Raw genomic sequence first — 21,463 nt, 5'->3', positions numbered from 1 at the left:
TCCGGGACGCATCCCCTACGGTCCGCGCGACTTCTTGGCGTGTGCGCGGGGTGGTCTCCGGACATGAGCGGCAGACACAGGGCGAAGACGGTGGTGCGGCTGGAAGAGGCCCGCCAGAGCACGCCCACCCAGCGCGCGCCCACACCTCCCGTGGAGCCGGATCCGCTCTATGGCGTGGTGCTGCTCAAGACGGCCATGGAGCTGAAGCGCCGGCAGGACGGCACCGTGGAGGACATCCTCCGCGGCGTGCTCGCGCGCATGCGCATCCCCGAGGCCGAGTTCTTCGCCTACCTGGAGCAGCAGGGCGGCCTGCTCCAGGCGCTGGGCATGCGCGGGCGCTGAGCCCTACTCCTCCGGCGTCGGGCCCTGCTGAGCGGCCGTCACGGGGCCCAGCGCGCGCTCGATGGCGGCGAACTCCTCCGGCGCCAGCGTCTCCGCGCGGCGCTGCGGGTCCACTCCCGCGGCCTCCAGGGCGGCGATGAGCGTCTCCGTCGCGCCCAGCGTCGGGTCCGACTTGATGGAGTTGATGAGCGTCTTGCGGCGGTGGGCGAAGGACGCCTTCACCACGCGGGTGAAGCGGGCCTCGTCGAGGATGGGCGCGCGCGGCGCCTCGCGGCGGGTGAGCCGCAGCACCGCGGAGTCCACCTTCGGCGGCGGATGGAAGCGCCACGCCTCCAGCGTGAGGACGTTCTCCGCGTCGTAGTGCATGCCCAGCAGCACCGTCAGCAGGCCGTAGTCACGGTTGCCGGGCACCGCGGCGAGCCGCTCCACCACCTCCTTCTGGAGCGTGAAGACCGCGCGTGACACGTGGGCGCGCTGCTCCAGCACGCGGAAGAGGATGGGGCTGGTGAGGTGGTACGGGAGGTTGCCCGCCACCGCGACGTCGGGCGCGCCGGCCACCTGGGCGAAGTCCACGGTGGCCGCGTTGCCGGACACCACGCGCACGCCGGGGATGGCCTCCTTCTCCAGCACCATCACCATGTCCCGGTCCCGCTCCACGGCGGTGACGCGGGCCCCGGTGGCGGCCAGGAAGCGCGTCAGGTGGCCCAGGCCCGGGCCCAGCTCCACCACCGGCTCGTCCGCGCGGAGGTTCAGCGCGTCGGCGATGGCCTCCAGCGCGTCCTCGTCCCCGAGGAAGTTCTGTCCCCAGCTGTACTTGGCGCGCAGGCCGTGCCGCTTGAGGATGTCTCTTGGCGATTCCACCCGTCTGCTCCCTCTACATGCGCCAGGCCGGGTCTGCGGCGAGGCGGAAGTCTCCGCGCAGGCCGCGGCGGTACGCCTCATACCCCGCCACCGCGATCATGGCGCCATTGTCCGTGCACAGCCGCACCGGGGGCAGGAACATGTGGAGCCCCCGCTCCTCGGCCCGGGCCTGACACAGCGCCCGCAGCCGCGAGTTCGCCGCCACGCCGCCGCACAGCACCAGTTGCTGGTGGCCCAGCCGGCGCGCGGCGGCCACCAGCTTCTTGGACAGCACGTCCGCCACCGCCTCCTGGAAGGACGCGCACAGGTCCGCCAGCGCCTGCCCCTGCGGCACGCCGTGCTTCTGCACGTGGTGCAGCACCGCCGTCTTCAGGCCGGAGAAGGACACGTCGAAGTTGTCCCCCGGCAGCGCGCGCGGGAAGCGGATGGCCTCCGGGTTCCCCTGCTGCGCCAACTGGTCGATGGGCTGCCCGCCCGGGTACGGCAGGCCCAGGATGCGCGCCGTCTTGTCGTAGGCCTCGCCGGCCGCGTCGTCGCGCGTGCTGCCCACCAGCCGGTACTGCCCGTAGGCCTGCACCTCGTAGAGGCTGGTGTGCCCACCGGAGACGACCAGCCCGAGGAACGGCGGCTCCGGCGCCACCTCCAGCAGCCGGATGGCCAGCAGGTGGCCCTCCAGGTGGTTGGCGCCCACGAAGGGCTTGCCCGTCGCCAGGCTCAGGCCCTTGGCCACCTGCACGCCCACCAGCAGCGCGCCGATGAGCCCGGGGCCGGAGGTGACGGCGATGAGGTCCACGTCGTCCAGCGTCTTGTTCGCCCGCGTCAGCGCCTCGTGGACGACGGGCAGGACCTGGACGATGTGGTTGCGGCTGGCCAGCTCCGGCACCACCCCGCCCCAGCGGCGGTGGATGTCCACCTGCGTGGAGACGACATCCGACAGCGCGCGGCGGCCGTCCTCCACGACGGCGGCGGCCGTCTCATCACACGAGGTTTCCAGTCCAAGGACGAGCAAGGCGGCTCACTTCTCACAGGGCCAATGAAGAAAGTGGGGCCGCCCCCGCTCAGTTGCCCAGCCCCTTGAGCAACGTGCGGACCTCTTCGGCGGAAGACCCCGTCGGTTCCAGCAACAAGTACTGCTTGTAGGCGTCGGCCGCCTGGGAATTCTTGCCGGTGAACTGGAGCGCCATGCCCAGGGACAGCCAGGCGCGCGCGTTCGAGGCCTCGTCCTTGACGACCTCCTGCAGCAGCCTGGCCGCCTCGCGGTAGGCCCCGTCCGTGGTGAAGCCGTTCACCAGCGCGATGCCCAGCCCCGCCTTCGCCTCCGTGGCCGACGGCTTGAGCGCCAGCGCCTTGCGGTAGGTGCCCGCCGCGGAGCGGAAGCGCTGTCCGACGACGGCCGCCCTCGCCTGCTTCACCAGCGTGGCGTACTCGACCTCCGGGTCCACCGCGGGCGCCGGCGGGGCGGCGGGCGGCGTCTCAGGCGGCTTCGGCGCCTCGGCGACCGTCCCCGCGTCCGGCGTGGCGGCGGGCGGCTCCGGCGGAACCTCCGGGGCCTTCGCCGTGGCGTCTTCGGGCGGCGCTTCCGGAACCTTGGCCGTGGCCTCCTCGGGCGGCGCCTTCTCCGGGGGCGGCGCCTGCTGGGCGTCACCGTTCACGGGTGCCCGCGGCGTGGCGACGGGAGGCTTCTCCGGCTGCGTCTCCGGCTTGCTGCTCCCCGTCCCCGCCACCACGGCCGCGACGGCGCCGATGAGGACCACCGCCGCGCCGATGATGAGCCCGGTGCGCTTGGGACGTACCGCGTTGGCCGCGGCAGCGTCGCCGTGCGTGGCGGACGGCTTCCTCTCGGCCGACTTCGCGGAAGGCGCTGGCGAGGCCCCGTTGGGCTTCGCGGACGCAGCCGGCGCCGCGGGCACGGCCGCCACGGGCGACGCCGTGGCCGCCTCGACCGGCTGCGCTGGCTGCACGGACGCAGATGGAGCCGCATCCACCGGCTTCGCGGGCGCGGAGTCCACGGGTTGCACGGACGGCGTTGGAGCCGCATCCACCGGGTTCGCGGGCGCGGACTGCGCCGGCGCGGCCTCCACCGGCTTCGCGGATGCGGCGGCCGGCGCGGGGTGCGTCGCGTCGGAGGGAGACGCAGCCGGCTCCGCGGACGCGCCGGGCGCGGACTCGACCGTGCTGGCCAGCGGCGCGCTGGGCGTGGGCGGCTCGACGGGCAGCTCCGGCACGCCGTGGCCCGGATAGGGCGGCAGCGCGAGCTGCGGCGTCGCGGGGGCCTCCTCCGTCACCAACTCCGCGTCAAGCGGCACCGGCTCCACCGGGGTGGAAATGGGCGGCGTCGCGTAGCCGCTGCCGCTCACCAACGTCACCTCGGACGACGGCGGGGCCGGCGTGGGCGGCGGCACGGGCGGGAACGGATTGGGTGCGATGGCCGCGCCGCCGAAGATGGGCGCTCGCGGCGAGGGCTCGGCGGCGGGCGCGCTGGCGGCGTACGCGGGGGCGCCCTGGGACCGCGGCGTGTGCGACCAGCCAGAGCCCGGTCCCCACGTGGTGGGCGCGCTGATGCCCTCGGTGTCCACCCGGCTCCAGTCCAGCAACAGGCTGCGGCGCGCGTGCTCCACGGCGCGGTGGGCCGGCGGCGGCTCCACCAGGAACGCGGAGCCCTCTTGCGCGGGAGCCACCGGCGCCTGCGGCTCCACCGGCGCTTCGGGCGTGGACTCGGGCGTCTCCGGTCGCCTGGGCCGCGCGTGGAAGACGACCACGTTGGCCGGCTGCGGCGGCGCGCCGGGCGGCGGCGGTGCGGCCGGCTCGTCCTCCACCCCCGCGGGAGGCGCGAGCACGCTGGGCGGCATGGGCCGCGCGGAAGGCTCCGGCGTGGCCGCCACGGGCTCGGGGGCGGCCTCGGGGACCGCGGCCTCGGGGACGGGCTGCGGCGGGCTCTCCGGCGCGGGAGGCGCGGGCTCCACGGTGGCGCTGGCCGGCGGCGCCGCGTTGAGCCACTGCTCGATGCCGGGCTTGCTGCTCTGCACCGGCTCCTGCGGCGCGTTGCCCAGCTCGCGGATGAGGCCCTCGAAGTACAGCTTGCTGATGATGCCCAGCGCGGCCAGGTCCTCGAAGTCCGAGTCCTCCACCACGCGGCTCAGCGCGCGCTTGCCGTCGAAGAGCCGCAGGAGGCCGTTCACCTCGTCCGGAATCTCCGACAGGCGGTCGGCGAGCTGGTGGTAGTCAATCTCGAACACCGTCTCGAGCGGCGGCAGCTGCTCGAGCATGCGGCCCCACTCATCGAGGCGGCGCATGCCCTCCATCAGCAGGCCCTGCGTGGAGATTTCGATGCGCTCGGGGCGGTCCAGCGCGCTGAACTGCACCTCGAACTGGCCCTCGAAGGTGTTCAGCATCCGGTAGAAGGCGTTCTCGCCCTTGAGCCGCCCCAGCTCCGCGTCGATGACGCGGCCGTCCTTGAAGTAGACGGTGCCGGTGCGCTCGCCCTGGATGTTGATGAGGCCCGTCTTGCGGCCAATCTCGAACGTCTGCACCAGGTCCACCACGCCCATGTCGGCGAGGCTGCCGGCGAAGCCGCCCTTCGTCGTCTCCCGCTTCTCGATCCGCTCCTTCTCCGCCTTCTGGAGGATCATCTTCACGCGGGTGACGATCTCTTTGATGTAGATCGGCTTGGTCAGGTAGTCGTCACCGCCGAGCTCCAGGCCGCGCACCTTGAACTCGACCGACTTCTGACTCGTCAGGAAGACGAACGGGATGAACTTGAAGCGCTCGTCGGACTTGAGCGTCTTGCACAGCTCGAAGCCGTCCATCTCCGGCATCTTCGTGTCCGCGAGCACGAGGTCCGGAGGGCTGATCTGGACCTTCTCGAGCGCATCCTTGCCGTGAATGGCCGTCGTCACGGAAAAGCCAGCCTTCTTCAGGCTGACCTCCATGACCCGGAGGCTCTTCGCGTCACCATCGACCAGGAGCAGGTGCTGCTTGGCCACGTTCCATGCCTTTCGTCACTGCAGACGGCCCAGGGAGCCTGACGCGGCAGCATCCTGCCCGCTTTCCAGGCGTGTCAATGGCTTGAGCCGGTGGGGAACCTGGCTGGCCTCCTGCTGGACAGGCGGCTTCAGCCAGGTGCGGGGAGGATCGAATCGGGTCGGGTTGACTCACCCATACCCAGCGTGAGGCCCGCCGCGTCAGCGGAAGAAGCCTCCCTTCTTCGGAGGGTTCTTCTTGCGCATGTCGATGAGCCGCAGCTCCTGATTGGCCTCCAGGTGCTTGGGGTTGGCGCGCACGGCCTCGCGGAAGCTGCGCTCGGCGCGGTCCATGTCGCCTTCGACCCGGGCGATGACGCCGAGCTGATAGTGCGCCCGATCACAATTCGGGTCGGCGCGCACCGCGTCCGCCATCATCTGCTTGGCCTTGGCCATGTCCGCCTTGCGCGCCGGGTCCATGTAGATGGCCCAGGCCCGGGCGGCCAGGTACAGGGGCCTGGGGTCCAGGGCGTGGGCGCGCTCGTAGTGGTCCGAGGCCGTGGTGAAGTCGCGCTTGCGGAAGAAGACCTCGCCCATCTTGTAGAGGTCGTCGGCGTTGCTGTCGGCGCGGCCCTGCGGCCGGAGGACCGGGGCGGTGGGCGCGGCCCCGGACGCGGGCGGCTTGGGCAGGGCCTGCTGGGCCTGGAGGTTCTGCTGGTACGTCTTGCGACGGGTGTCGTCGTAGAGGACCTCGTAGGCCTCGCGGATGGCCTCGAACACGGCGGTGATCTTCGGCGCCATGTGCGGCAGCGACGGCGGCAGGCGGTCCGGGTGGAAGACCTTGGCCAGGTTGAGGAACGCGGTCTTCACCTGGTCGCGCGAGGCGTCCTGGGGGACACCGAGCACGTAGAAGTGGTCACGCCTGGCCTGGACGTCCGCGTAGCGCTGCTCGAGCTGCTGGGCGAGGCGGGCCTCGTCTGGCTTGGGAGGCTCGGAGGCCGCGGGCGTTGGGGTGGGCTCGCTCGTGGACGCGGGCGCGGCGCCTGGCGCGGGAGGCGTGCGGCCACCGAGGACACCCATGTTCTCCATGGCGCGGCGCAGGAGGCGCTGCCGCCGGAGCTTTGCTGCCTCGTCGGGGTTGGAGGGATCAGCCGACACGTCGTCCTCGTCAAAGTCCCAGTCGTCCAGATCTCCGGACGGCTCGTCCCAGTCAGTCTGGCCAGTTGGCCATGCGTTGTCACCGGGGAAGGCCCCCGATGAAGCCGGTGCTACCGGTTCAATGGTCGCTTCGACAATGGCCTCGACAGGCGGCTCGTCGAAATCGATGTTCGCCTGATTGACATCCGAGCGGACGAGCGTCTCCAGGTGCGAATCGACCTGGAGCAGCGCGGCCTCGAAGGAGGCGGTCAGGTTGTCGGCGCCCTCGTCCTTGTCGAAGGCGACGATGCGCCAGAGGTCCTCGTCGCCCGTCTTGGGCGCGGCCGGGCGCGGCGCCGCCGCGGGAGGCTGGGTGGCCCAGCTCGCGTCGTCCTCTTCGTCGGGCGTCGCCTCCAGGAGGATGTCCGCGTCGTCCTCGGCGACCGGCGTGAGGACCGGAGGGCCCCCCGCGGCGGGGGAGGCTGGTGGCGCGGGCAGCGGCTCGGCGACGGCCCAGAGCTCGGGCTCGGGTTCGACTTCCAGGAGCGGGAGCTCCGGCTCCGTGTCGGATGCCGCGCCGAGGGAGATGGGCTCGGCGTGCCACTGCTCGTTCTGGGCGGGGACGCGGTCCTGGGTCCGCGTGGGAGGGGTGTGCTGGGGCGGCTCGTCCGCGAGCCACGGCTCCAGGGGCTGTGACTTCGAGCGGCGAAGGGCCTCCTCCATGTCGTGGAGGAGTTCGGCCTGGGCCTTCTGCCGGGCGGCGCGCAGGGCGTCCGCGCTCTCGGGCAGGGAGGCCAGGTCCAGGTTGGAGGCACCGGCGTCCGGCTCGGTGGGCTGCGCGGGCAGCTCGGTGAGCAGGATGTCCCCGACCTCGAGCGTGAGGGCCTCGACGTCCTCGGCGGGCAGCACGGGGATGTCGGCGTTGCGCTGCGTGGCCTCTTCGGCGAGACGGGCCTCCTCCGCCTGATGGGCCTGTTCAGCGGCGCGCGCTTCCTCGGCGGGGCGGACGGCATCATCGCGGCGGTGCTCGACTTCGAGGCGGACTTCTTCGGCCTCGCGGGCTTCTTCCGCGCGGCGCGCTTCGGCCTCGACGCGCGCGACCTCGGCGAGGCGGGCCTCCTCCGCGGCCCAGATCTCCTCCGCGCGGCGGGCCTCACGCGCCAGGCGAGCGGACTCCGCGAGACGGCGCTCCTCTGCGAGGCGGGCTGCTTCGGCCAGGCGCTCCGCTTCGAGCCGAGCCTCTTCGGCCAGCCGCGCTTCGGCGGCGAGACGTTCAGCCTCTTCGGCGAGGCGCTCCGCCTCGAGGCGGGCCTCTTCGGCGAGGCGGGCTTCTTCCTCGATGCGTCGTTCTTCTTCAAGGCGCGCTTCTTCGGCGAGGCGTCGCTCGTGCTCCAGGCGAGCCTCTTCGGCCAAGCGCTCCGCCTCAAGCCGAGCTTCCTCAGCGACACGCGCTTCTTCAGCGACACGCGCTTCTTCAGCGACACGCGCTTCTTCAGCGACACGCGCTTCTTCAGCGAGGCGACGTTTTTCTTCGAGCCGGGCCTCCTCCGCGAGGCGACGCTCTTCTTCAAGTCGCGCTTCTTCCGCGAGGCGGGCCTCTTCGGCGAGACGACGCTCTTCTTCGAGCCGAGCCTCCTCCGCGAGGCGACGCTCTTCTTCAAGTCGCGCTTCTTCCGCGAGGCGGGCCTCTTCGGCGAGACGACGCTCTTCTTCGAGCCGAGCCTCCTCCGCGAGGCGACGCTCTTCTTCAAGTCGCGCTTCTTCCGCGAGGCGGGCCTCTTCGGCGAGACGTCGCTCTTCTTCAAGTCGCGCTTCTTCCGCGAGGCGGGCTTCTTCAGCTACGCGTGCCTCTTCCGCGAGGCGGCGCTCTTCTTCGAGGCGCGCTTCCTCGGCCAGCCGAGCCTCTTCCGCCAGACGCTCCGCCTCAAGCCGAGATTCCTCCGCAAGACGAGCTTCTTCGGCGAGGCGCGCTTCCTCAAGGAGAGCCGCTTCCGCTGCGCGAGCTTCCTCGGCGAGGCGCTCCGCCTCAAACCGAGCCTCTTCTTCTTCCGCGAGCCGTCGCTCTTCTTCGAGACGCGCATTTTCCGCGAGGCGCGCCTCTTCGGCCAGACGCGCCTCTTCCGCGAGACGCTCCGCTTCGAGCCGAGCCTCTTCAGCAAGCCGAGCCTCCTCAGCGAGGCGACGCTCCTCTTCAAGCCGAGCCACTTCGGCGAGGCGAGCCTCTTCAGCGAGCCGCTCTGCCTCAAGCCGGGCTTCCTCAGCGAGACGCGCCTCTTCGGCCAGACGCGCCTCTTCCGCGAGCCGTCGCTCTTCTTCGAGACGCGCCTCCTCGGCGAGACGTCGCTCTTCTTCGAGACGCGCCTCCTCGGCGAGACGTCGCTCTTCTTCGAGACGAGCCTCCTCAGCGAGACGAGCCTCCTCAGCGAGACGAGCCTCCTCAGCGAGACGAGCCTCCTCAGCAAGACGAGCCTCCTCAGCGAGACGAGCCTCCTCAGCGAGACGAGCCTCCTCAGCGAGACGAGCCTCCTCAGCGAGACGAGCCTCCTCAGCGAGACGTCGCTCTTTCTCTAGACGAGCCTCCTCCGCAAGCCGGGCCTCCTCAGCGAGGCGCGCCTCTTCTGCGACCCGCTCTGCCTCAAGCCGGGCCTCCTCAGCGAGGCGCGCCTCTTCGGCCAAACGCGCCTCTTCGGCAAGACGTCGCTCTTCTTCGAGGCGAGCTTCCTCGGCGAGCCGTGCCTCCTCAGCCACACGGCGCTCTTCTTCGAGACGAGCCGCCTCAGCGAGGCGCGCCTCTTCGGCCAGGCGCTCCGCCTCAAGCCGAGCCTCTTCGGCCAAACGCGCTTCCTCTTCAGCGCGACGGCGCTCCTCTTCGAGCCGAGCCTCTTCTGCGAGCCGAGCCTCTTCTGCGAGCCGAGCCTCTTCTGCGAGCCGAGCCTCTTCTGCCAGGCGCTCCGCCTCGAGCCGGGCTTCCTCGGCGAGTCGGGCCTCCTCCGCGAGGCGATGCTCTTCTTCAAGGCGCGCTTCTTCGGCGAGACGCGCCTCTTCCGCCAAGCGCTCCGCCTCAAGTCGAGCTTCTTCAGCGGCGCGGCGCTCGTCTTCGAGACGAGCCTCCTCCGCTTTGCGAGCTTCTTCGGCCAGCCGCTCTGCCTCAAGTCGGGCTTCTTCCGCCAGGCGAGCTTCCTCGGCGAGCCGTGCCTCCTCAGCCACACGGCGTTCTTCTTCGAGCCGAGCCTCTTCGGCGAGACGCGCCTCTTCCGCCAGGCGAGCTTCCTCGGCGAGCCGTGCCTCCTCAGCCACACGGCGTTCTTCTTCGAGCCGAGCCTCTTCGGCGAGACGCGCCTCTTCCGCCAGGCGACGTTCTTCCTCGATACGCGCCTCTTCGGCCAAACGGGCTTCTTCCGCCAGCCGCGCCTCTTCCGCGAGACGTCGCTCTTCTTCGAGCCGAGCCTCCTCAGCGAGGCGCGCCTCTTCAGCAAGGCGCTCTGCCTCAAGCCGAGCCTCTTCCGCGAGGCGAGCTTCCTCGGCGAGCCGGGCCTCTTCGGCCAGACGCGCCTCTTCCGCGAGACGCGCCTCCTCAGCCACTCGGCGCTCTTCTTCGAGCCGGGCCTCTTCGGCCAGACGTGCTTCCTCTGCTACGCGCGCCTCTTCGGCAAGGCGCGCCTCTTCCGCGAGACGGGCCTCCTCAGCCACTCGGCGCTCTTCTTCGAGCCGAGCCTCTTCGGCCAGCCGCGCCTCTTCCGCGAGACGGGCCTCCTCAGCCACTCGGCGCTCTTCTTCGAGCCGAGCCTCTTCGGCCAGACGTGCTTCCTCTGCTACGCGCGCCTCTTCTTCGAGCCGAGCCTCTTCGGCCAGCCGCGCCTCTTCCGCAAGACGTTCCGCCTCAAGCCGAGCCTCCTCCGCGAGGCGGGCCTCCTCCTCAAGACGTTCTGCCTCAAGCCGAGCTTCTTCAGCGAGCCGCGCCTCTTCAGCGAGCCGCGCCTCTTCCTCTAGGCGAGCGACTTCAGCCAGACGCGCCTCTTCAGCAAGGCGCTCCGCCTCAAGCCGGGCCTCCTCCGCCAGCCGGGCCTCCTCCGCCAGCCGCTCCGCCTCAAGCCGCGCCAACTCCGCGAGCCGGGCCTCCTCCGCCAGCCGCTCCGCCTCGAGCCGAGCTTCCTCCTCCCGCCGCCGCTCCTCTTCGAGCCGCGCCTCCTCCTCCCGTCGCCGAGCCTCTTCCTCCTCTCGCCGCCGCCGCTCGCGCTCCTCCCAGTCCTCCACGGAGAGCGCCTGCACCCAGCCCTCGCGCTCCAGCACGAGCAGCAGCGCTTCCTGAGCCGGCGTCAGCGACTCCGGCTCCCGGAACTCCGCCAGCGTCTCCAGGAACGCCCGCTCCGAATCATCCACGAGCCACGGCCCACAGGCCTCGACGTCCTCGCACCGGAAGACCCGAGCCACCCCGGCCCCAGGCCCCGGCCCCTCCAGCGCCGCGCGCACCACCCGCACGCCCGAAATCGGCCGGAACGCCTCCGCCTCCACCGTCTCCGGCTCGAACGCGGCCTGCTCCGCCAGCGCACTCAACCGCCGGACATGCGCGAGCACCTGCTGCTCCGCCACCACGTCCGGCACCAACCCGAACGCCTCCAGCGTCTCCTCGTCCGGAGCCCCCGCTCCGCCCCGCGCCCACAGCGCATCCAGCGCCTCCGCCCCCAGCATCCCCGCCTGGAGCAGCGCCTGCGCCGGGCTCTGGTAGCCAAAGCCCAACTGCGTCCTCACGAGGTCACCCTCACGCAGCCACAGCCGGGACTCACGCCCTCCCGAGGAAAGCGTGAGCCTCCCGGTGGCGCGGGACTTGTGGGCGGAGTAGAGCGCTTCGGCGGCCTGCGACGGGGTCATGCGTCGCCGCAGTGTAGTCCCTCCTGACGGCCCCTCAACTTGCCGGGGGCGCCTGCCTGCTCGCTCAGGTGAAACGGACCTGTCGCAGGGCCTCGTAGGTCCCGATTCCCACCGACGTGGACAGGTTCAGGCTCCGGCGGTCCTCCAGCATGGGGATGGTGACCGGCGTCCCCGTGCCCCCCTCCATCACCTCCGGCGCCAGCCCGGACACCTCCGAGCCGAACACCAGGTGGTCCCCCTCCTCGAACCGGGCCTCGTACAGGGATGTCGCGGCCCGGGCGGAGAAGAGCCAGCGCCGGGCGTCCGGATGGTCCGCCACATACGCCGCGTAGGTTGGATACAGGCGGAGAAATACCTTGTCCCAGTAGTCCAGCCCCGCCCGCTTGAGCTGCCGGTCGTCAATGGAGAAGCCCAGGGGCTCCACCAGGATGAGCCGGCAGCCCGTCACGGCGCACAGGCGGGCGACGTTGCCGGTGTTGGGGGGAATCTGGGGAGAAACGAGGACCAGATGGAGAGGACGCGCCAGGGGCTCGAGCATGGGGTAGAAGGCGCTACATGCGCTGGAAGGTGAACAACGAGACGCGGCAACGGCTGCTGGCGGACCGGGCCGACGAGGCCCGCTCGTTCGTCCAACGGTTCAAGGGGCTCATGGGGCGCCGCTCGCTGGAGGTCGGCGAGGGGCTCCATATCGTCCCCTGCAACTCCATCCACACTTTCTTCATGCGCATCCCCATTGACGTGCTGTTCCTGGACGCCCAGGGCCGCATCGTCAAGCAGATGCCCGCCCTGCCCCCCTGGCGCGCGACATCCGTGTATTTCCAGGCCCGCTCGGTGCTGGAGCTCCCCGCGGGGGTCCTGGCCGCCAGCGGCACCCAGGAAGGCGACACGTTGAGCTTCGAGCCGGTCCCCTGAGGCCCTGCCCGAAGTGCCCCTGCCTGTCCGGCCGGGTGCACGAGTTTTGACCGATTTCCGAGCGCTTTGTTAACCTCCGGCGCCACGTTTTCTCGCCCCTTTAGAAGAGTTCTCGCGCATGCGCATCGAGGTAGCTGGCAGCACCCACGTTGGGATGAAGCGGAATCACAACGAGGACAACTTCCTGATGCTCCCGGAAGAGTTTCTCTTCTGCGTGGCGGATGGCATGGGCGGCCACTCGTCTGGAGAAATCGCCAGCCGCATCGCGGTGGACGAGCTCGGCGAGTTCTACAAGCTCACGTCCAAGGACCAGGACTGCACCTGGCCCTTCAAGATGGACAAGACGCGCAACTATGACGAGAACCGGCTCGCCACCGGCATCAAGCTCGCCAACGCGCGCATCTTCGAGAAGGCCTCCTCCGAGTCCAAGTACAAGGGCATGGGCACCACCATCGTCACGGCGCACTTCACCCAGAGCGCCGTCTACGTGGGCCACGTCGGAGACAGCCGCGTGTACTACTTCCGCGGCGGCGCGCTGAAGCAGGTGACGGAGGACCACTCCCTGCTCAACGACTACCTCAAGGCGAAGAAGCTCACGCCGGAGGAGGTCGAGAACTTCCCCCACAAGAACGTCATCGTCCGCGCGCTGGGCATGAAGGAGAACGTCCAGGTGGATGTCTCCCGCGTGGAGCCGCAGGAGGACGACGTCTTCCTGCTCTGCTCGGACGGCCTGAGCGGCATGGTGACGGACGCGCAGATGCAGGAAATCCTGCAGCGCACGCCGGAGCTGGAGAAGGCCTGCTCGCAGCTCATCGACATGGCCAACGCCGCGGGTGGCAACGACAACGTCACCTGCGTGCTGGCCCGCTACCACGCCAACTGAGCGGCGGCGCTCAGCGCCCCTTCAGCGGCGCGGCGATCCGGTGCGCGCCCCAGGCGAGCACCTCGGACAGCGACTCCCCGGAGGACACCTCGGTGTCCTCGAAGACGGCGGCGCGCGCCAGCCGCGCCCCGGAAGCCACCTGCGCGCCCGGCTCCAGCGACACGCCCGGCCCCACAGTGGCCCCTGGCGCCACCGAGGCGCCGCGCCCCAGGTACACCGGGCCCTCCACCGCGCCGCCCACCCGGGCCTCCTCGTGCGCCCAGGTGCCCGCCGCGCCGCGCGCCGTGCCCGCCAGCGGCGAGTCCGCGCCCAGCCACTCCAGCCGCACGCGGCCAGCGAGCACGTCCTGCACGGTGGCCAGGTAACGCGACGGCGTGCCCAGGTCGGACCAGTACCCGTCCACCCGGACGCCGCGCACCGTCTGCCCCGCCTCCATGGCGCGCACGTAGACGCCGCGGTTGATGTCCTCCTCGCCTTGCGGAGACATGAAGTCGAAGACGCGCGGCGACATCACGTGCACGCCGGTGAAGTGCCACGGCGACAGGCCCTCACCGCCCGGGCCATGGCCGGCGATGCGGCGCACGCGGCCCTCCGCGTCCAGCTCCACCGCCGCGTAGGTCTCCCCCACCGGCATGGGCTGCAGCACCATGGTGGCCAGCGCCCCGGACGCCTGGTGCACGGCCACCACCGGCCGCAGGTCCACCGGGTAGAGGATGTCGCCGTTGAAGACGATGAAGTCGCCGTCCGACAGGAAGTCGCGCAGGCCGCGGATGCCGCCGCCGGTGCCCTGGATGACGGGCTCGTGCACCACGTGCAGCGGCAGCCCCGCCCGGGCGCACTCGGCGCGGGCCACGGCCTCCATGGTGTCCGGCAGGTGGTGGGTGTTGATGCCCACCGCCGTCACGCCCGCGGCCTTCAGCACCGCCAGGTGGTAGCGCAGGAGCGGCTGGCCCAGGAAGGGCATCGCCGGCTTGGGCCAGCGCTCGGTGAGGGGGCGCAGGCGCGTGCCCAGGCCCGCGCAGAGGACCATGGCCTTCATCTCAGGCCGCCAGCTCCGGCACGTACTTCGCCACCAGCTCCTGCAGCTTGCGCAGCTCCGGCCGCCGCGCGAAGCCGTCCCGCACGTAGCGCAGCGACGCGGGGATGGACACCAGGAAGCCCGGGTTGCCCTTCACGCGGTGGATGAACTCGAAGCGGCCCGCGTCCTTCAGCTTGCGCTGGATGGTCAGCAGGTCGAAGAAGGCCTTGAAGGACGCCGCGTCAATGGGCTCGCCGCTCACCTCCTGGAAGGTGGCGATGTAGCGGTCCAGCATCCGGTCCACGAAGTCCCGATCCAGCTCCACGTAGCTGTCGCGGAGCAGCGCCACCAGGTCGTACTGGCGCGGGCCCTGGAGCGCGTCCTGGAAGTCGATGACGACCAGCTCGCCCTCCTTCACCATGATGTTGCGGCTCTGGTAGTCGCGGTGCGTGAAGCCGCGCGGCTCCGCGGCGAGCTGCCGGGCGATGTCCCGGAAGGTGGCGTCCAGCTCGGCGCGCTCGGCGTCTGTGGGCTTCTTGCCGCTCCAGGCCTCCAGGCCCCACTCGCGGAAGTGGTGCAGCTCCCAGTCGTAGAGGTCCTCGTCGAAGGCGCGGGTGAAGGCCAGGCAGTCCGGATCCTCCGCCTTCTCCGCCGCCGCGCGCAGGCGGGCCAGCAGGTCCACCGCGCGGGTGTAGAGCGCCTCGTTGTGCTTGCCGCCGTCCAGCGCGGCCTCGAAGGTGATGTCGCTCAAATCTTCAATCACCATCATCCCCGCCGGCTCGTCGTAGCGGAGGATGCGCGGCACGCGCACGTTCAGCTTCTCCAGGTAGCGGTGCACGTTGACGAAGGGCAGCTCCTTGGGCGGCTCGCCCTTGGTGGCCTCGTCGCTCTTCCTGGTCGAGTCGGGCGGCATCACCATCACCACCCAGCTCTCGGGCGGCGCGCCAACGCGGTAGTACGAGCGGCTGCTCGCCTCGCCCTTCAGCTTCGTGATGAGGGCGTTGGGCACGGGACGGCCAAGGGCCTGTCCCACCTGGTCGCGCAGGGCGGCCTCGAGTTCCATATCGACGGGGTTCTCCGGAGGGGGTTGACGCAAGTCGCACACGAGTATCGGAGGGGCGCCCATCCGGGTCAAAGGGCTGTCCGGGTGGATGGCCGGACGCCCCCCGGGCTGTCGCCAACCCGACGGGCGGCCAGCCATCCTCCCCGCACGGCGGGGTGCGTCGGAACACCCTGCCCGCGGGGGCGGGTTCAACGCTCTTGGAGGCGCAAGAGGCCACGCGCTGTCGACCGGGCCAGTGCGGCGGCATATAAGACGCGCCGCGAACCCTCATTTACCTACGGAAACCGCGATGGACATCCACGAGAACATCCTCACCGCCATTGGCAACACGCCGCTGGTCAAGCTCAACAAGCTCGTCGGACCGGACGACGCCACCGTGCTGGTCAAGTGCGAGTTCATGAACCCCGGCGCGTCCATCAAGGACCGCATGGCGCTCTACATCCTCGAGAAGGCCGCGCGAGAGGGGAAGCTCAAGCCCGGCGGCACCATCGTGGAGAACACCTCCGGCAACACCGGCATGGGCGTGGCGCTGGCGGCGGCCGTCAAGGGCTACAAGTGCATCTTCACCATGCCGGACAAGATGTCCCTGGAGAAGATCAACCGCCTCAAGGCGCTGGGCGCGCAGGTGGTGGTGACGCCGACGAACGTGCCGGCCGAGGACCCGCGCAGCTACTACGAGACGGCCAAGCGCCTGCACCGCGAGACGCCGGGCGCGTTCATGCTGAACCAGTACCACAACCCCGACAACATCGAGGCGCACTACAACACCACCGGCCCCGAGATTCTCAAGCAGACCGAGGGCAAGTTCGACTACTTCGTCGCGGGCCTGGGCACCGGCGGCACCATGAGCGGCGCCGGCAAGTTCCTGAAGGAGAAGATTCCCGGCCTGAAGAACGTGGGCGTGGACCCGGAGGGCTCCGTCTACGAGGGCTACTTCAAGACGGGCAAGCTGGGCGAGCCGCACGTCTACAAGGTGGAGGGCATTGGCGAGGACATGCTCTGCGGCGCCATGGACTTCACCCACCTGGACGACGTGCGCCAGGTCGACGACCGCCAGTGCTTCATCGCCGCGCGCCGCCTGGCGCGTGAGGAGGGCATCTTCGCCGGCGGCTCCTCGGGCGCGGCCATCCACGTCGCGGTGCAGTTGGCCAAGGAGGTGGGCAAGGGCAAGACGATTGTCGTCGTGCTGCCGGACTCGGGCAGCAGCTACATCAGCAAGTTCCACTCCGACGAGTGGATGCGCGACAACGGCTTCCTGGAGGAGAAGGGCGCCGGCACCATCCGCGACATCCTGGGCGACAAGCGCAAGGACGTGAAGACGGCGCGCCGCGGCGACAAGGTGGACCAGGTGGTGGAGACGATGCGCGGCCACGGCATCAGCCAGATGCCGGTGGTGGCCGACGACGGCCGCACGGTGGGCATGGTGCACGAGTACGACCTGCTCAACGCGCTGGTGGCCGGCAAGGCGAAGTTCTCCGACACCATCGACGCCATCATCGCCCCGCTCCAGGGCGCGCTGTCGCTGGACACCAGCATCGCCCGCCTGCGCGAGGTGTTCGCCCAGGACAACGTGGCGGTGGTGAAGGACGGAGAGAAGGTGGTCGGCATCGTCACCAAGATTGACCTCATCGACTACCTGCACCGCACGGCGGCGTAGTCCCGGGCGCCCCCGCGCCTGGAAGCACGAAGGGCCTCCCGCTCCCGCGAAGGGGAACGTGGAGGCCCTCTGTGTTTCCGGCAGGCGCCCCTGCCCTACCCCCGCGGACGCCGGCCGAAGAGCACGTTGGCCAGCTCCGTCATCACCACCTCGTCCTTCTGGTTGCGCACCTCCATGCGGAGCTTCACGGCGCCCCGGTCCGGCTTGCTGCGGGACGGCGTGGCGGAGACGACCTCCACGCGCACGCGCAAGGTGTCCCCGGGCCGCACGGGCTTGAGCCAGCGCAGCTCATCCAAGCCGGGCGAGCCCAGGCTGGACGCCTGGCCCAGGAAGCTCTGCACCAGCAGGCGATGACAGAGGGAGGCGGTGTGCCAGCCGCTGGCCACCAGGCCCCCGAAGATGCTGTCACGAGCACCCTCGTCGCTCAGGTGGAAGGGCTGCGGGTCGAACTGGGTCGCGAAGGCGATGATTTCCTCGCGCGACACCACATGGGGGCCGTGTTCGCTCACGTCCCCGGGCTGGAAGTCCTCGAAATAGCGCATGGGCGCTACTTCAACGCGACGCCTACTTGGATTCCAGTTCCTCCGGGTGGAACACGCGCGAAGCGACGCGGTCCAACACCTGGGAGTTCCACTTGATGCTGGCCTTCATCAGCCGGCGCATCTCCTTGGCGAAGGCGCGCTCGGTGGGCATGCGGGTGTAGGTCCGGGCCAGGTAGAGGCCCCGGTTCTCCCGCTCGTAGTCCACGGTGCCGCCGCCAGCGTCCGTGCCCTCCCGCTCCTCGGCCTGGAAGCCCTCGATGACGCCGGGCTTGGGCGGCTCACGGAAGCGGTACACCAGGGCGCTGCACTTCAGCGCCTGGGTGTCCTCCAACCACTCGAAGTACAGCGACGCGCCCCCCGCGTTGAGCCCGCCGAAGCCCTGGGGATTGATGCCCGGGCTGGGCGGCGTGCCCTCCTCGTGGAGAAAACCCTGGACCAGGCGCTGCGCCGACTCCCGCGTCATCGGGGTGTCGGCGGGAGCGGCGGGGCCCAGGCCTGCAATCCAGGACCGGAGCAGGCCTGCGAGGCCACTGCGGGGAGCGGTTGCCATGGGCTACTGGTTGAAGTTGCCTTCGCGGGCCTGGTCGAAGGGCACGCGGTTCTTGAGGTAGACGTCCTCGAACTTGTGGCCGTCGAACGGGTTCAGGTGGAACTCGTTGAAGTGGTGGACCTTGGAGCCCTGGCCACCGTCCGCGATGGGGTTCCACTTGTCCGGGATGGGGCCCAGGCCGAACATGCTGGGGACCGGGTCGCCCCGGTTCACGTAGTGCACGTAGTTCGGGCCGTCCGGGTACGTGGTGGCGGCGGCGCCGAACGTCTCCACGTTGATGTTCCCCATCAGCGCCTGGGCGTCCGACTTGGACATCCCATCTTCGATGCGCAGCCGGTTGTACACGTCGTTCAGCGCGCGGCTGGAGATGAGGCCACCCTGGCTGTGCGCCATCAGGTGCACGTCACGGCCGGCCTTGATCTCCGTGTAGAGGGCGTCCGCCAGGGTGTCCACGGCGGGGTTGGTGCCCTTGTCCAGCTTGTCCTTCACGCACTGGGCCAGGTCCGCGCCCATGCCCTCGGTGGCGTTGTGGATGCCGATGACGCGCGAGCCCGTCGCGTTCGCGATGGCCTGCAGGCTCTCCGACTGGGCCTCCTTCGTCGTCAGGATGCCGTTGACGTAGAGGACCGTGGACTGCGGGTTCGGGTTGTTGGCCGGATTCACACCCGGGATGTCCGCCAGCGCGGTGCCCGGCGGGAAGGTCTGGCCGTCCGCGCCCAGCAGCTTGCCGTCGTGCACGCGGTCCGGCTGGTTGCCGCCGCCGAAGAACTCCTGCACGCCGCGGGCGGCGCCGCCCACCACGTTGCCCACGCCCCGAGCGGCGCCGGAGGCGGCGTTCTCGAAGCCGTCCACGAACTGGCCGACCTTGCGGCCACCCGCGGCCGCGGCGTCCTTCACGTTGTCGACGGCGTCCCCGACGACGTCCTGCGTGCGGTCAATGGCCTTCTCGGCACCGGTACGGACCTTGTTGATGAACTTCCCGATGGGGTTCATGGGGGCTCCAGGGCGATTCGAAAGGAGTGGACTTCAGTGAGGGGATTATCGTCCGGGAGTCCCGGGAGTTGCGCCGCCCCTCACTTTGCCGCACCGCGGCAGAGGATCAGCGCCCGAAGACGCGGTCCGCCACCCGGTTGAGGACGGTGCTGCTCCACTCGAGGCTGGCCTTCATCAGCCGCTTCATGTCGTCGTTGAAAATCGGAATCTGGGGTGCCGTGGTGTAGGTGCGGCTGAGGAAGAGGGACTTGTTCTCCGGCTCGAAGTCCACGGTGCCGCCGCCGGTGTCGGTGCCCTTCTTCTGCTCGTCCTGGAAGCCCTCCAGGATGCCCGGCTTGGGGTTGTCCCGGAACCGGTGGATGAGCGCGCTGCACTCCAGCGCCTGCTCCTTGTCGTGCCACTCGAAGTAGAGCTGGGCGTCACCCAGGGCGACGCCGCCGAAGCCCTGCGGGTTGATACCGACGCTGTTGGGGTTGCCGTTGGCGGCGAGGAACGCCTGCGCCAGCATCTGCGCTTCTTCACGGGTCATGGGGTGTCGGTCTCCAGGGGCACGCACTGCCTGAGGCCTTCAGCCTAGCAAATCAGCACGCCGCCTCCAGCATGGACGACGACATGACGAGGGCCTCCGCGCGCTTCCACGAAGGCAGCGCGGGGAGGCCCTGGGGCCAGCGGGGCACGAGGCCCTGGCGGCTACTTCGCGGCGTCGAGCGCCTGGGCCAGGTCGTCCACCAGGTCCCGCGCGTCCTCGATGCCCACCGACAGGCGGATGAAGCCGTCGGTGATGCCGAGCTGCTCGCGCGTCTCCTTGGGGATGGAGGCGTGGGTCATGATGGCCGGGTGCTCGATGAGGGATTCGACGCCGCCCAGGGACTCGGCGCAGGCGAACACCTTCACCGTCTTGAGGAAGGTGCGGGCCGCCTCCAGGCCACCCTGGATGTCGAAGGTCACCATGCCGCCGAAGCCGGACATCTGCTGCCTGGCCAGCGCGTGCTGCGGGTGCGACTCCAGGCCCGGGTAGGTGACCTTCTTCACCTTCGGGTGGGAGGCCAGGAACTGCGCCACCTTCATCGCGTTGGAGGCGTGGCGGTCCATGCGCACGTGCAGCGTCTTCACGCCGCGCAGCACCATGAAGCTGTCGAAGGCGCCGGACACGCCGCCCACGGCGTTCTGGAGGAAGTACATCTTCTCCGCCACGTCCTCACGGCTGGTGCAGACGAAGCCGCCGACGACGTCGCTGTGCCCGTTGATGTACTTGGTGGTGGAGTGCGCCACCACGTCGAAGCCGAGGTCCAGCGGGCGCTGGAAGTACGGCGTCATGAAGGTGTTGTCCGCGACGGAGAGGATGTTCCGCTTCTTGGCGACCTCGGCGATGCGCGCCAGGTCGATGAGCTTGAGCATCGGGTTGGTGGGGGACTCCACCCACACCATCTTCGTCTTGGGCGTGATCGCCGCCTCGAAGTTCTCCGGCTTGGACAGGTCCACGAAGGAGTAGTGCAGCCCGGCCCGCCGGAACACCTTGTCGAAGATGCGGAAGGTGCCGCCGTACACGTCGTCGGACACGATGACGTGGTCGCCCGCATCCAGCATGTGCATCAGCATGGCCGTGCCCGCCAGGCCGGAGGCGAAGGCCGCGCCGTGCTTCGCGCCCTCGAGCGCCGCCAGACAGTCCTGGAGCGCGTTGCGGGTGGGGTTCTGCGTCCGGCTGTACTCGAAGCCCTTGTGCTCTCCGGGGCCGTCCTGGACGTAGGTGGAGGTCAGGTAGACGGGCGTCATGATGGCGCCCGTGGTGGGGTCCGGCTCCTGACCGGCGTGAATGGCAAGCGTGTCGAAGCGCATGGCGGGGGACCTAACACAGACCCCCTCGCCCGCGCAGCAGGACCCGCCTATTCGAACTTCCCGTGACGCCCCGCCCCCTGGGCAAAGCGCGTGGCCCCGGCAATGGACTCCGACTCCAGCACCTTGACGCCGCGCGCGAACTCCTGACGCAGCGCTTCCTCGGTGCCCAGGCCCGCCTGGGTGTAGGCGGAGTGCCTATCCGCGTTCATGCAGGCCTGGGGGAAGGCGGCCACCTCGCGCGCCAGGGCCTCGGCGGCCTCGCGCGCCTGGCCCCGGGGTACCACCCGGTTGACCAGCCCCATGGCCAGCGCCTCCTGGGCGGACACCGGCCGGCCGGTGAGGATGAGGTCCAGCGCGCGCGACAGGCCGATGAGGCGGGGCAGCCGCACCGTGCCGCCGTCGATGAGGGGCACGCCCCAGCGGCGGCAGAAGACGCCCAGGACGGCGTCCTCCTCCGCCACGCGCAAGTCACACCACAGCGCCAGCTCCAGGCCGCCCGCCACCGCGTGCCCGCCAATGGACGCGATGACGGGCTTGGACAGCACCATCCGCGAGGGCCCCATGGGCCCATCTCCGTCCAGCTCCAGGCGCGGCATCCGGCCCTCGGAGACGGCCTTCAGGTCCGCCCCGGCGCAGAAGGTGCCTCCGTCGCCGTGGAGCACCCCCACCCGCGCGTCCGGGTCCGCGTCGAAGGCGCGGAAGGCGTCCGCCAGCGCCTGGGCGGTGGCGCCATCCACGGCGTTGCGCACCTCCGGGCGGTGCAGGATGACGGTGGTGACGGGGCCGTTCTTCTCGACGCGCACGCTCATGACGGCGGAGTCTTCTTCCCTCTTTCCCGGAC

The 21,463-nt window shown here is 70.3% G+C and carries 17 protein-coding genes; 4 read left to right on the top strand and 13 right to left on the bottom strand.

Features of this window, described 5'->3' with window-relative positions; translation table 11 throughout:
- Positions 1-63 precede the first annotated feature (63 nt).
- Positions 64-342, top strand: coding sequence for a hypothetical protein (locus MYMAC_RS10590; RefSeq protein WP_043710562.1), 279 nt, complete (start codon positions 64-66; stop codon positions 340-342).
- Between the two features lie 3 nt (positions 343-345).
- On the opposite strand, the gene rsmA is transcribed toward MYMAC_RS10590, so the two are convergent.
- From rsmA to MYMAC_RS10550, 5 genes are all read right to left on the bottom strand, one after another.
- Positions 346-1,203, bottom strand: a complete 858-nt coding sequence (rsmA, locus tag MYMAC_RS10585) for a 16S rRNA (adenine(1518)-N(6)/adenine(1519)-N(6))-dimethyltransferase RsmA (protein WP_095958004.1) — start codon at positions 1,201-1,203, stop codon at positions 346-348.
- 13 nt (positions 1,204-1,216) lie between these two features.
- Positions 1,217-2,212, bottom strand: coding sequence for a tRNA (adenosine(37)-N6)-threonylcarbamoyltransferase complex transferase subunit TsaD (gene tsaD, locus MYMAC_RS10580; RefSeq protein ID WP_013938648.1), 996 nt, complete (start codon positions 2,210-2,212; stop codon positions 1,217-1,219).
- 49 nt (positions 2,213-2,261) lie between these two features.
- Positions 2,262-5,186, bottom strand: a complete 2,925-nt coding sequence (locus tag MYMAC_RS10575) for a response regulator (protein WP_095958003.1) — start codon at positions 5,184-5,186, stop codon at positions 2,262-2,264.
- 198 nt (positions 5,187-5,384) lie between these two features.
- The gene (locus MYMAC_RS38625) at positions 5,385-11,168 is read right to left on the bottom strand and encodes a J domain-containing protein (protein ID WP_420810033.1); all 5,784 of its coding nucleotides are present in this window, start codon (positions 11,166-11,168) and stop codon (positions 5,385-5,387) included.
- A gap of 64 nt (positions 11,169-11,232) precedes the next feature.
- On the bottom strand, positions 11,233-11,706 hold the full coding sequence (locus MYMAC_RS10550) for a tRNA (cytidine(34)-2'-O)-methyltransferase (protein WP_095958000.1): 474 nt from the start codon (positions 11,704-11,706) through the stop codon (positions 11,233-11,235).
- Positions 11,707-11,723: 17 nt separating this feature from the next.
- Here MYMAC_RS10550 and MYMAC_RS10545 point away from each other — a divergent pair, with 17 nt between their 5' ends.
- A complete protein-coding gene (locus MYMAC_RS10545) occupies positions 11,724-12,080 on the top strand; it encodes a DUF192 domain-containing protein (RefSeq protein WP_095957999.1) in 357 nt (118 codons plus the stop codon).
- A 118-nt stretch (positions 12,081-12,198) separates the two neighbouring features.
- A complete protein-coding gene (locus MYMAC_RS10540; protein WP_043710557.1) occupies positions 12,199-12,963 on the top strand; it encodes a Stp1/IreP family PP2C-type Ser/Thr phosphatase in 765 nt (254 codons plus the stop codon).
- Between the two features lie 10 nt (positions 12,964-12,973).
- Here MYMAC_RS10540 and MYMAC_RS10535 read toward each other — a convergent pair whose 3' ends face one another.
- Positions 12,974-14,002, bottom strand: coding sequence for a nucleotidyltransferase family protein (locus tag MYMAC_RS10535; RefSeq protein ID WP_095957998.1), 1,029 nt, complete (start codon positions 14,000-14,002; stop codon positions 12,974-12,976).
- A gap of 1 nt (position 14,003) precedes the next feature.
- A complete protein-coding gene (locus MYMAC_RS10530; RefSeq protein ID WP_095957997.1) occupies positions 14,004-15,044 on the bottom strand; it encodes an aminoglycoside phosphotransferase family protein in 1,041 nt (346 codons plus the stop codon).
- Positions 15,045-15,333: 289 nt separating this feature from the next.
- Here MYMAC_RS10530 and MYMAC_RS10525 point away from each other — a divergent pair, with 289 nt between their 5' ends.
- A complete protein-coding gene (locus tag MYMAC_RS10525) occupies positions 15,334-16,701 on the top strand; it encodes a pyridoxal-phosphate dependent enzyme (RefSeq protein WP_095957996.1) in 1,368 nt (455 codons plus the stop codon).
- Between the two features lie 95 nt (positions 16,702-16,796).
- Here the strand turns inward: MYMAC_RS10525 and MYMAC_RS10520 are convergent, their stop codons facing one another.
- The 6 genes from MYMAC_RS10520 to MYMAC_RS10495 all read right to left on the bottom strand — a co-directional run bounded on the left by MYMAC_RS10520 (position 16,797) and on the right by MYMAC_RS10495 (position 21,431).
- On the bottom strand, positions 16,797-17,243 hold the full coding sequence (locus MYMAC_RS10520) for a MaoC family dehydratase (RefSeq protein WP_095957995.1): 447 nt from the start codon (positions 17,241-17,243) through the stop codon (positions 16,797-16,799).
- A gap of 22 nt (positions 17,244-17,265) precedes the next feature.
- Positions 17,266-17,793: a hypothetical protein gene (locus tag MYMAC_RS10515; protein WP_095957994.1), complete on the bottom strand. Its 528-nt coding sequence runs from the start codon at positions 17,791-17,793 to the stop codon at positions 17,266-17,268.
- 3 nt (positions 17,794-17,796) lie between these two features.
- Positions 17,797-18,786: a hypothetical protein gene (locus tag MYMAC_RS10510; protein WP_013938634.1), complete on the bottom strand. Its 990-nt coding sequence runs from the start codon at positions 18,784-18,786 to the stop codon at positions 17,797-17,799.
- Between the two features lie 106 nt (positions 18,787-18,892).
- The gene (locus tag MYMAC_RS10505) at positions 18,893-19,315 is read right to left on the bottom strand and encodes a hypothetical protein (protein ID WP_013938633.1); all 423 of its coding nucleotides are present in this window, start codon (positions 19,313-19,315) and stop codon (positions 18,893-18,895) included.
- A gap of 161 nt (positions 19,316-19,476) precedes the next feature.
- Positions 19,477-20,622 carry a cystathionine gamma-synthase gene (locus MYMAC_RS10500; RefSeq protein WP_095957993.1) on the bottom strand — a complete coding sequence of 382 codons (1,146 nt, stop codon included), beginning with the start codon at positions 20,620-20,622 and terminating at the stop codon, positions 19,477-19,479.
- A 47-nt stretch (positions 20,623-20,669) separates the two neighbouring features.
- Positions 20,670-21,431, bottom strand: coding sequence for a crotonase/enoyl-CoA hydratase family protein (locus MYMAC_RS10495; protein WP_095957992.1), 762 nt, complete (start codon positions 21,429-21,431; stop codon positions 20,670-20,672).
- Between the last annotated feature and the right edge of the window lie 32 nt (positions 21,432-21,463).

It is taken from the genome of Corallococcus macrosporus DSM 14697 (assembly GCF_002305895.1).
In the GTDB taxonomy this organism is placed as follows: Bacteria; Myxococcota; Myxococcia; order Myxococcales; family Myxococcaceae; genus Myxococcus; species Myxococcus macrosporus.
Note: the sequence above shows the minus strand (reverse complement) of the source record. Positions and strands in the feature narration are given on the sequence as shown.

Bases quoted from the DNA above. Each gene is read 5' to 3' on its own strand.
- MYMAC_RS10590 (WP_043710562.1), top strand. From the start codon at position 64: ATGAGCGGCAGACACAGGGCGAAGACGGTGGTGCGGCTGGAAGAGGCC.
- MYMAC_RS38625 (WP_420810033.1), bottom strand. From the start codon at position 11,168: ATGACCCCGTCGCAGGCCGCCGAAGCGCTCTACTCCGCCCACAAGTCC.
- MYMAC_RS10550 (WP_095958000.1), bottom strand. From the start codon at position 11,706: ATGCTCGAGCCCCTGGCGCGTCCTCTCCATCTGGTCCTCGTTTCTCCC.
- MYMAC_RS10545 (WP_095957999.1), top strand. From the start codon at position 11,724: ATGCGCTGGAAGGTGAACAACGAGACGCGGCAACGGCTGCTGGCGGAC.
- MYMAC_RS10540 (WP_043710557.1), top strand. From the start codon at position 12,199: ATGCGCATCGAGGTAGCTGGCAGCACCCACGTTGGGATGAAGCGGAAT.
- MYMAC_RS10535 (WP_095957998.1), bottom strand. From the start codon at position 14,002: ATGAAGGCCATGGTCCTCTGCGCGGGCCTGGGCACGCGCCTGCGCCCC.
- MYMAC_RS10530 (WP_095957997.1), bottom strand. From the start codon at position 15,044: ATGGAACTCGAGGCCGCCCTGCGCGACCAGGTGGGACAGGCCCTTGGC.
- MYMAC_RS10525 (WP_095957996.1), top strand. From the start codon at position 15,334: ATGGACATCCACGAGAACATCCTCACCGCCATTGGCAACACGCCGCTG.
- MYMAC_RS10520 (WP_095957995.1), bottom strand. From the start codon at position 17,243: ATGCGCTATTTCGAGGACTTCCAGCCCGGGGACGTGAGCGAACACGGC.
- MYMAC_RS10515 (WP_095957994.1), bottom strand. From the start codon at position 17,793: ATGGCAACCGCTCCCCGCAGTGGCCTCGCAGGCCTGCTCCGGTCCTGG.
- MYMAC_RS10510 (WP_013938634.1), bottom strand. From the start codon at position 18,786: ATGAACCCCATCGGGAAGTTCATCAACAAGGTCCGTACCGGTGCCGAG.
- MYMAC_RS10505 (WP_013938633.1), bottom strand. From the start codon at position 19,315: ATGACCCGTGAAGAAGCGCAGATGCTGGCGCAGGCGTTCCTCGCCGCC.
- MYMAC_RS10500 (WP_095957993.1), bottom strand. From the start codon at position 20,622: ATGCGCTTCGACACGCTTGCCATTCACGCCGGTCAGGAGCCGGACCCC.
- MYMAC_RS10495 (WP_095957992.1), bottom strand. From the start codon at position 21,431: ATGAGCGTGCGCGTCGAGAAGAACGGCCCCGTCACCACCGTCATCCTG.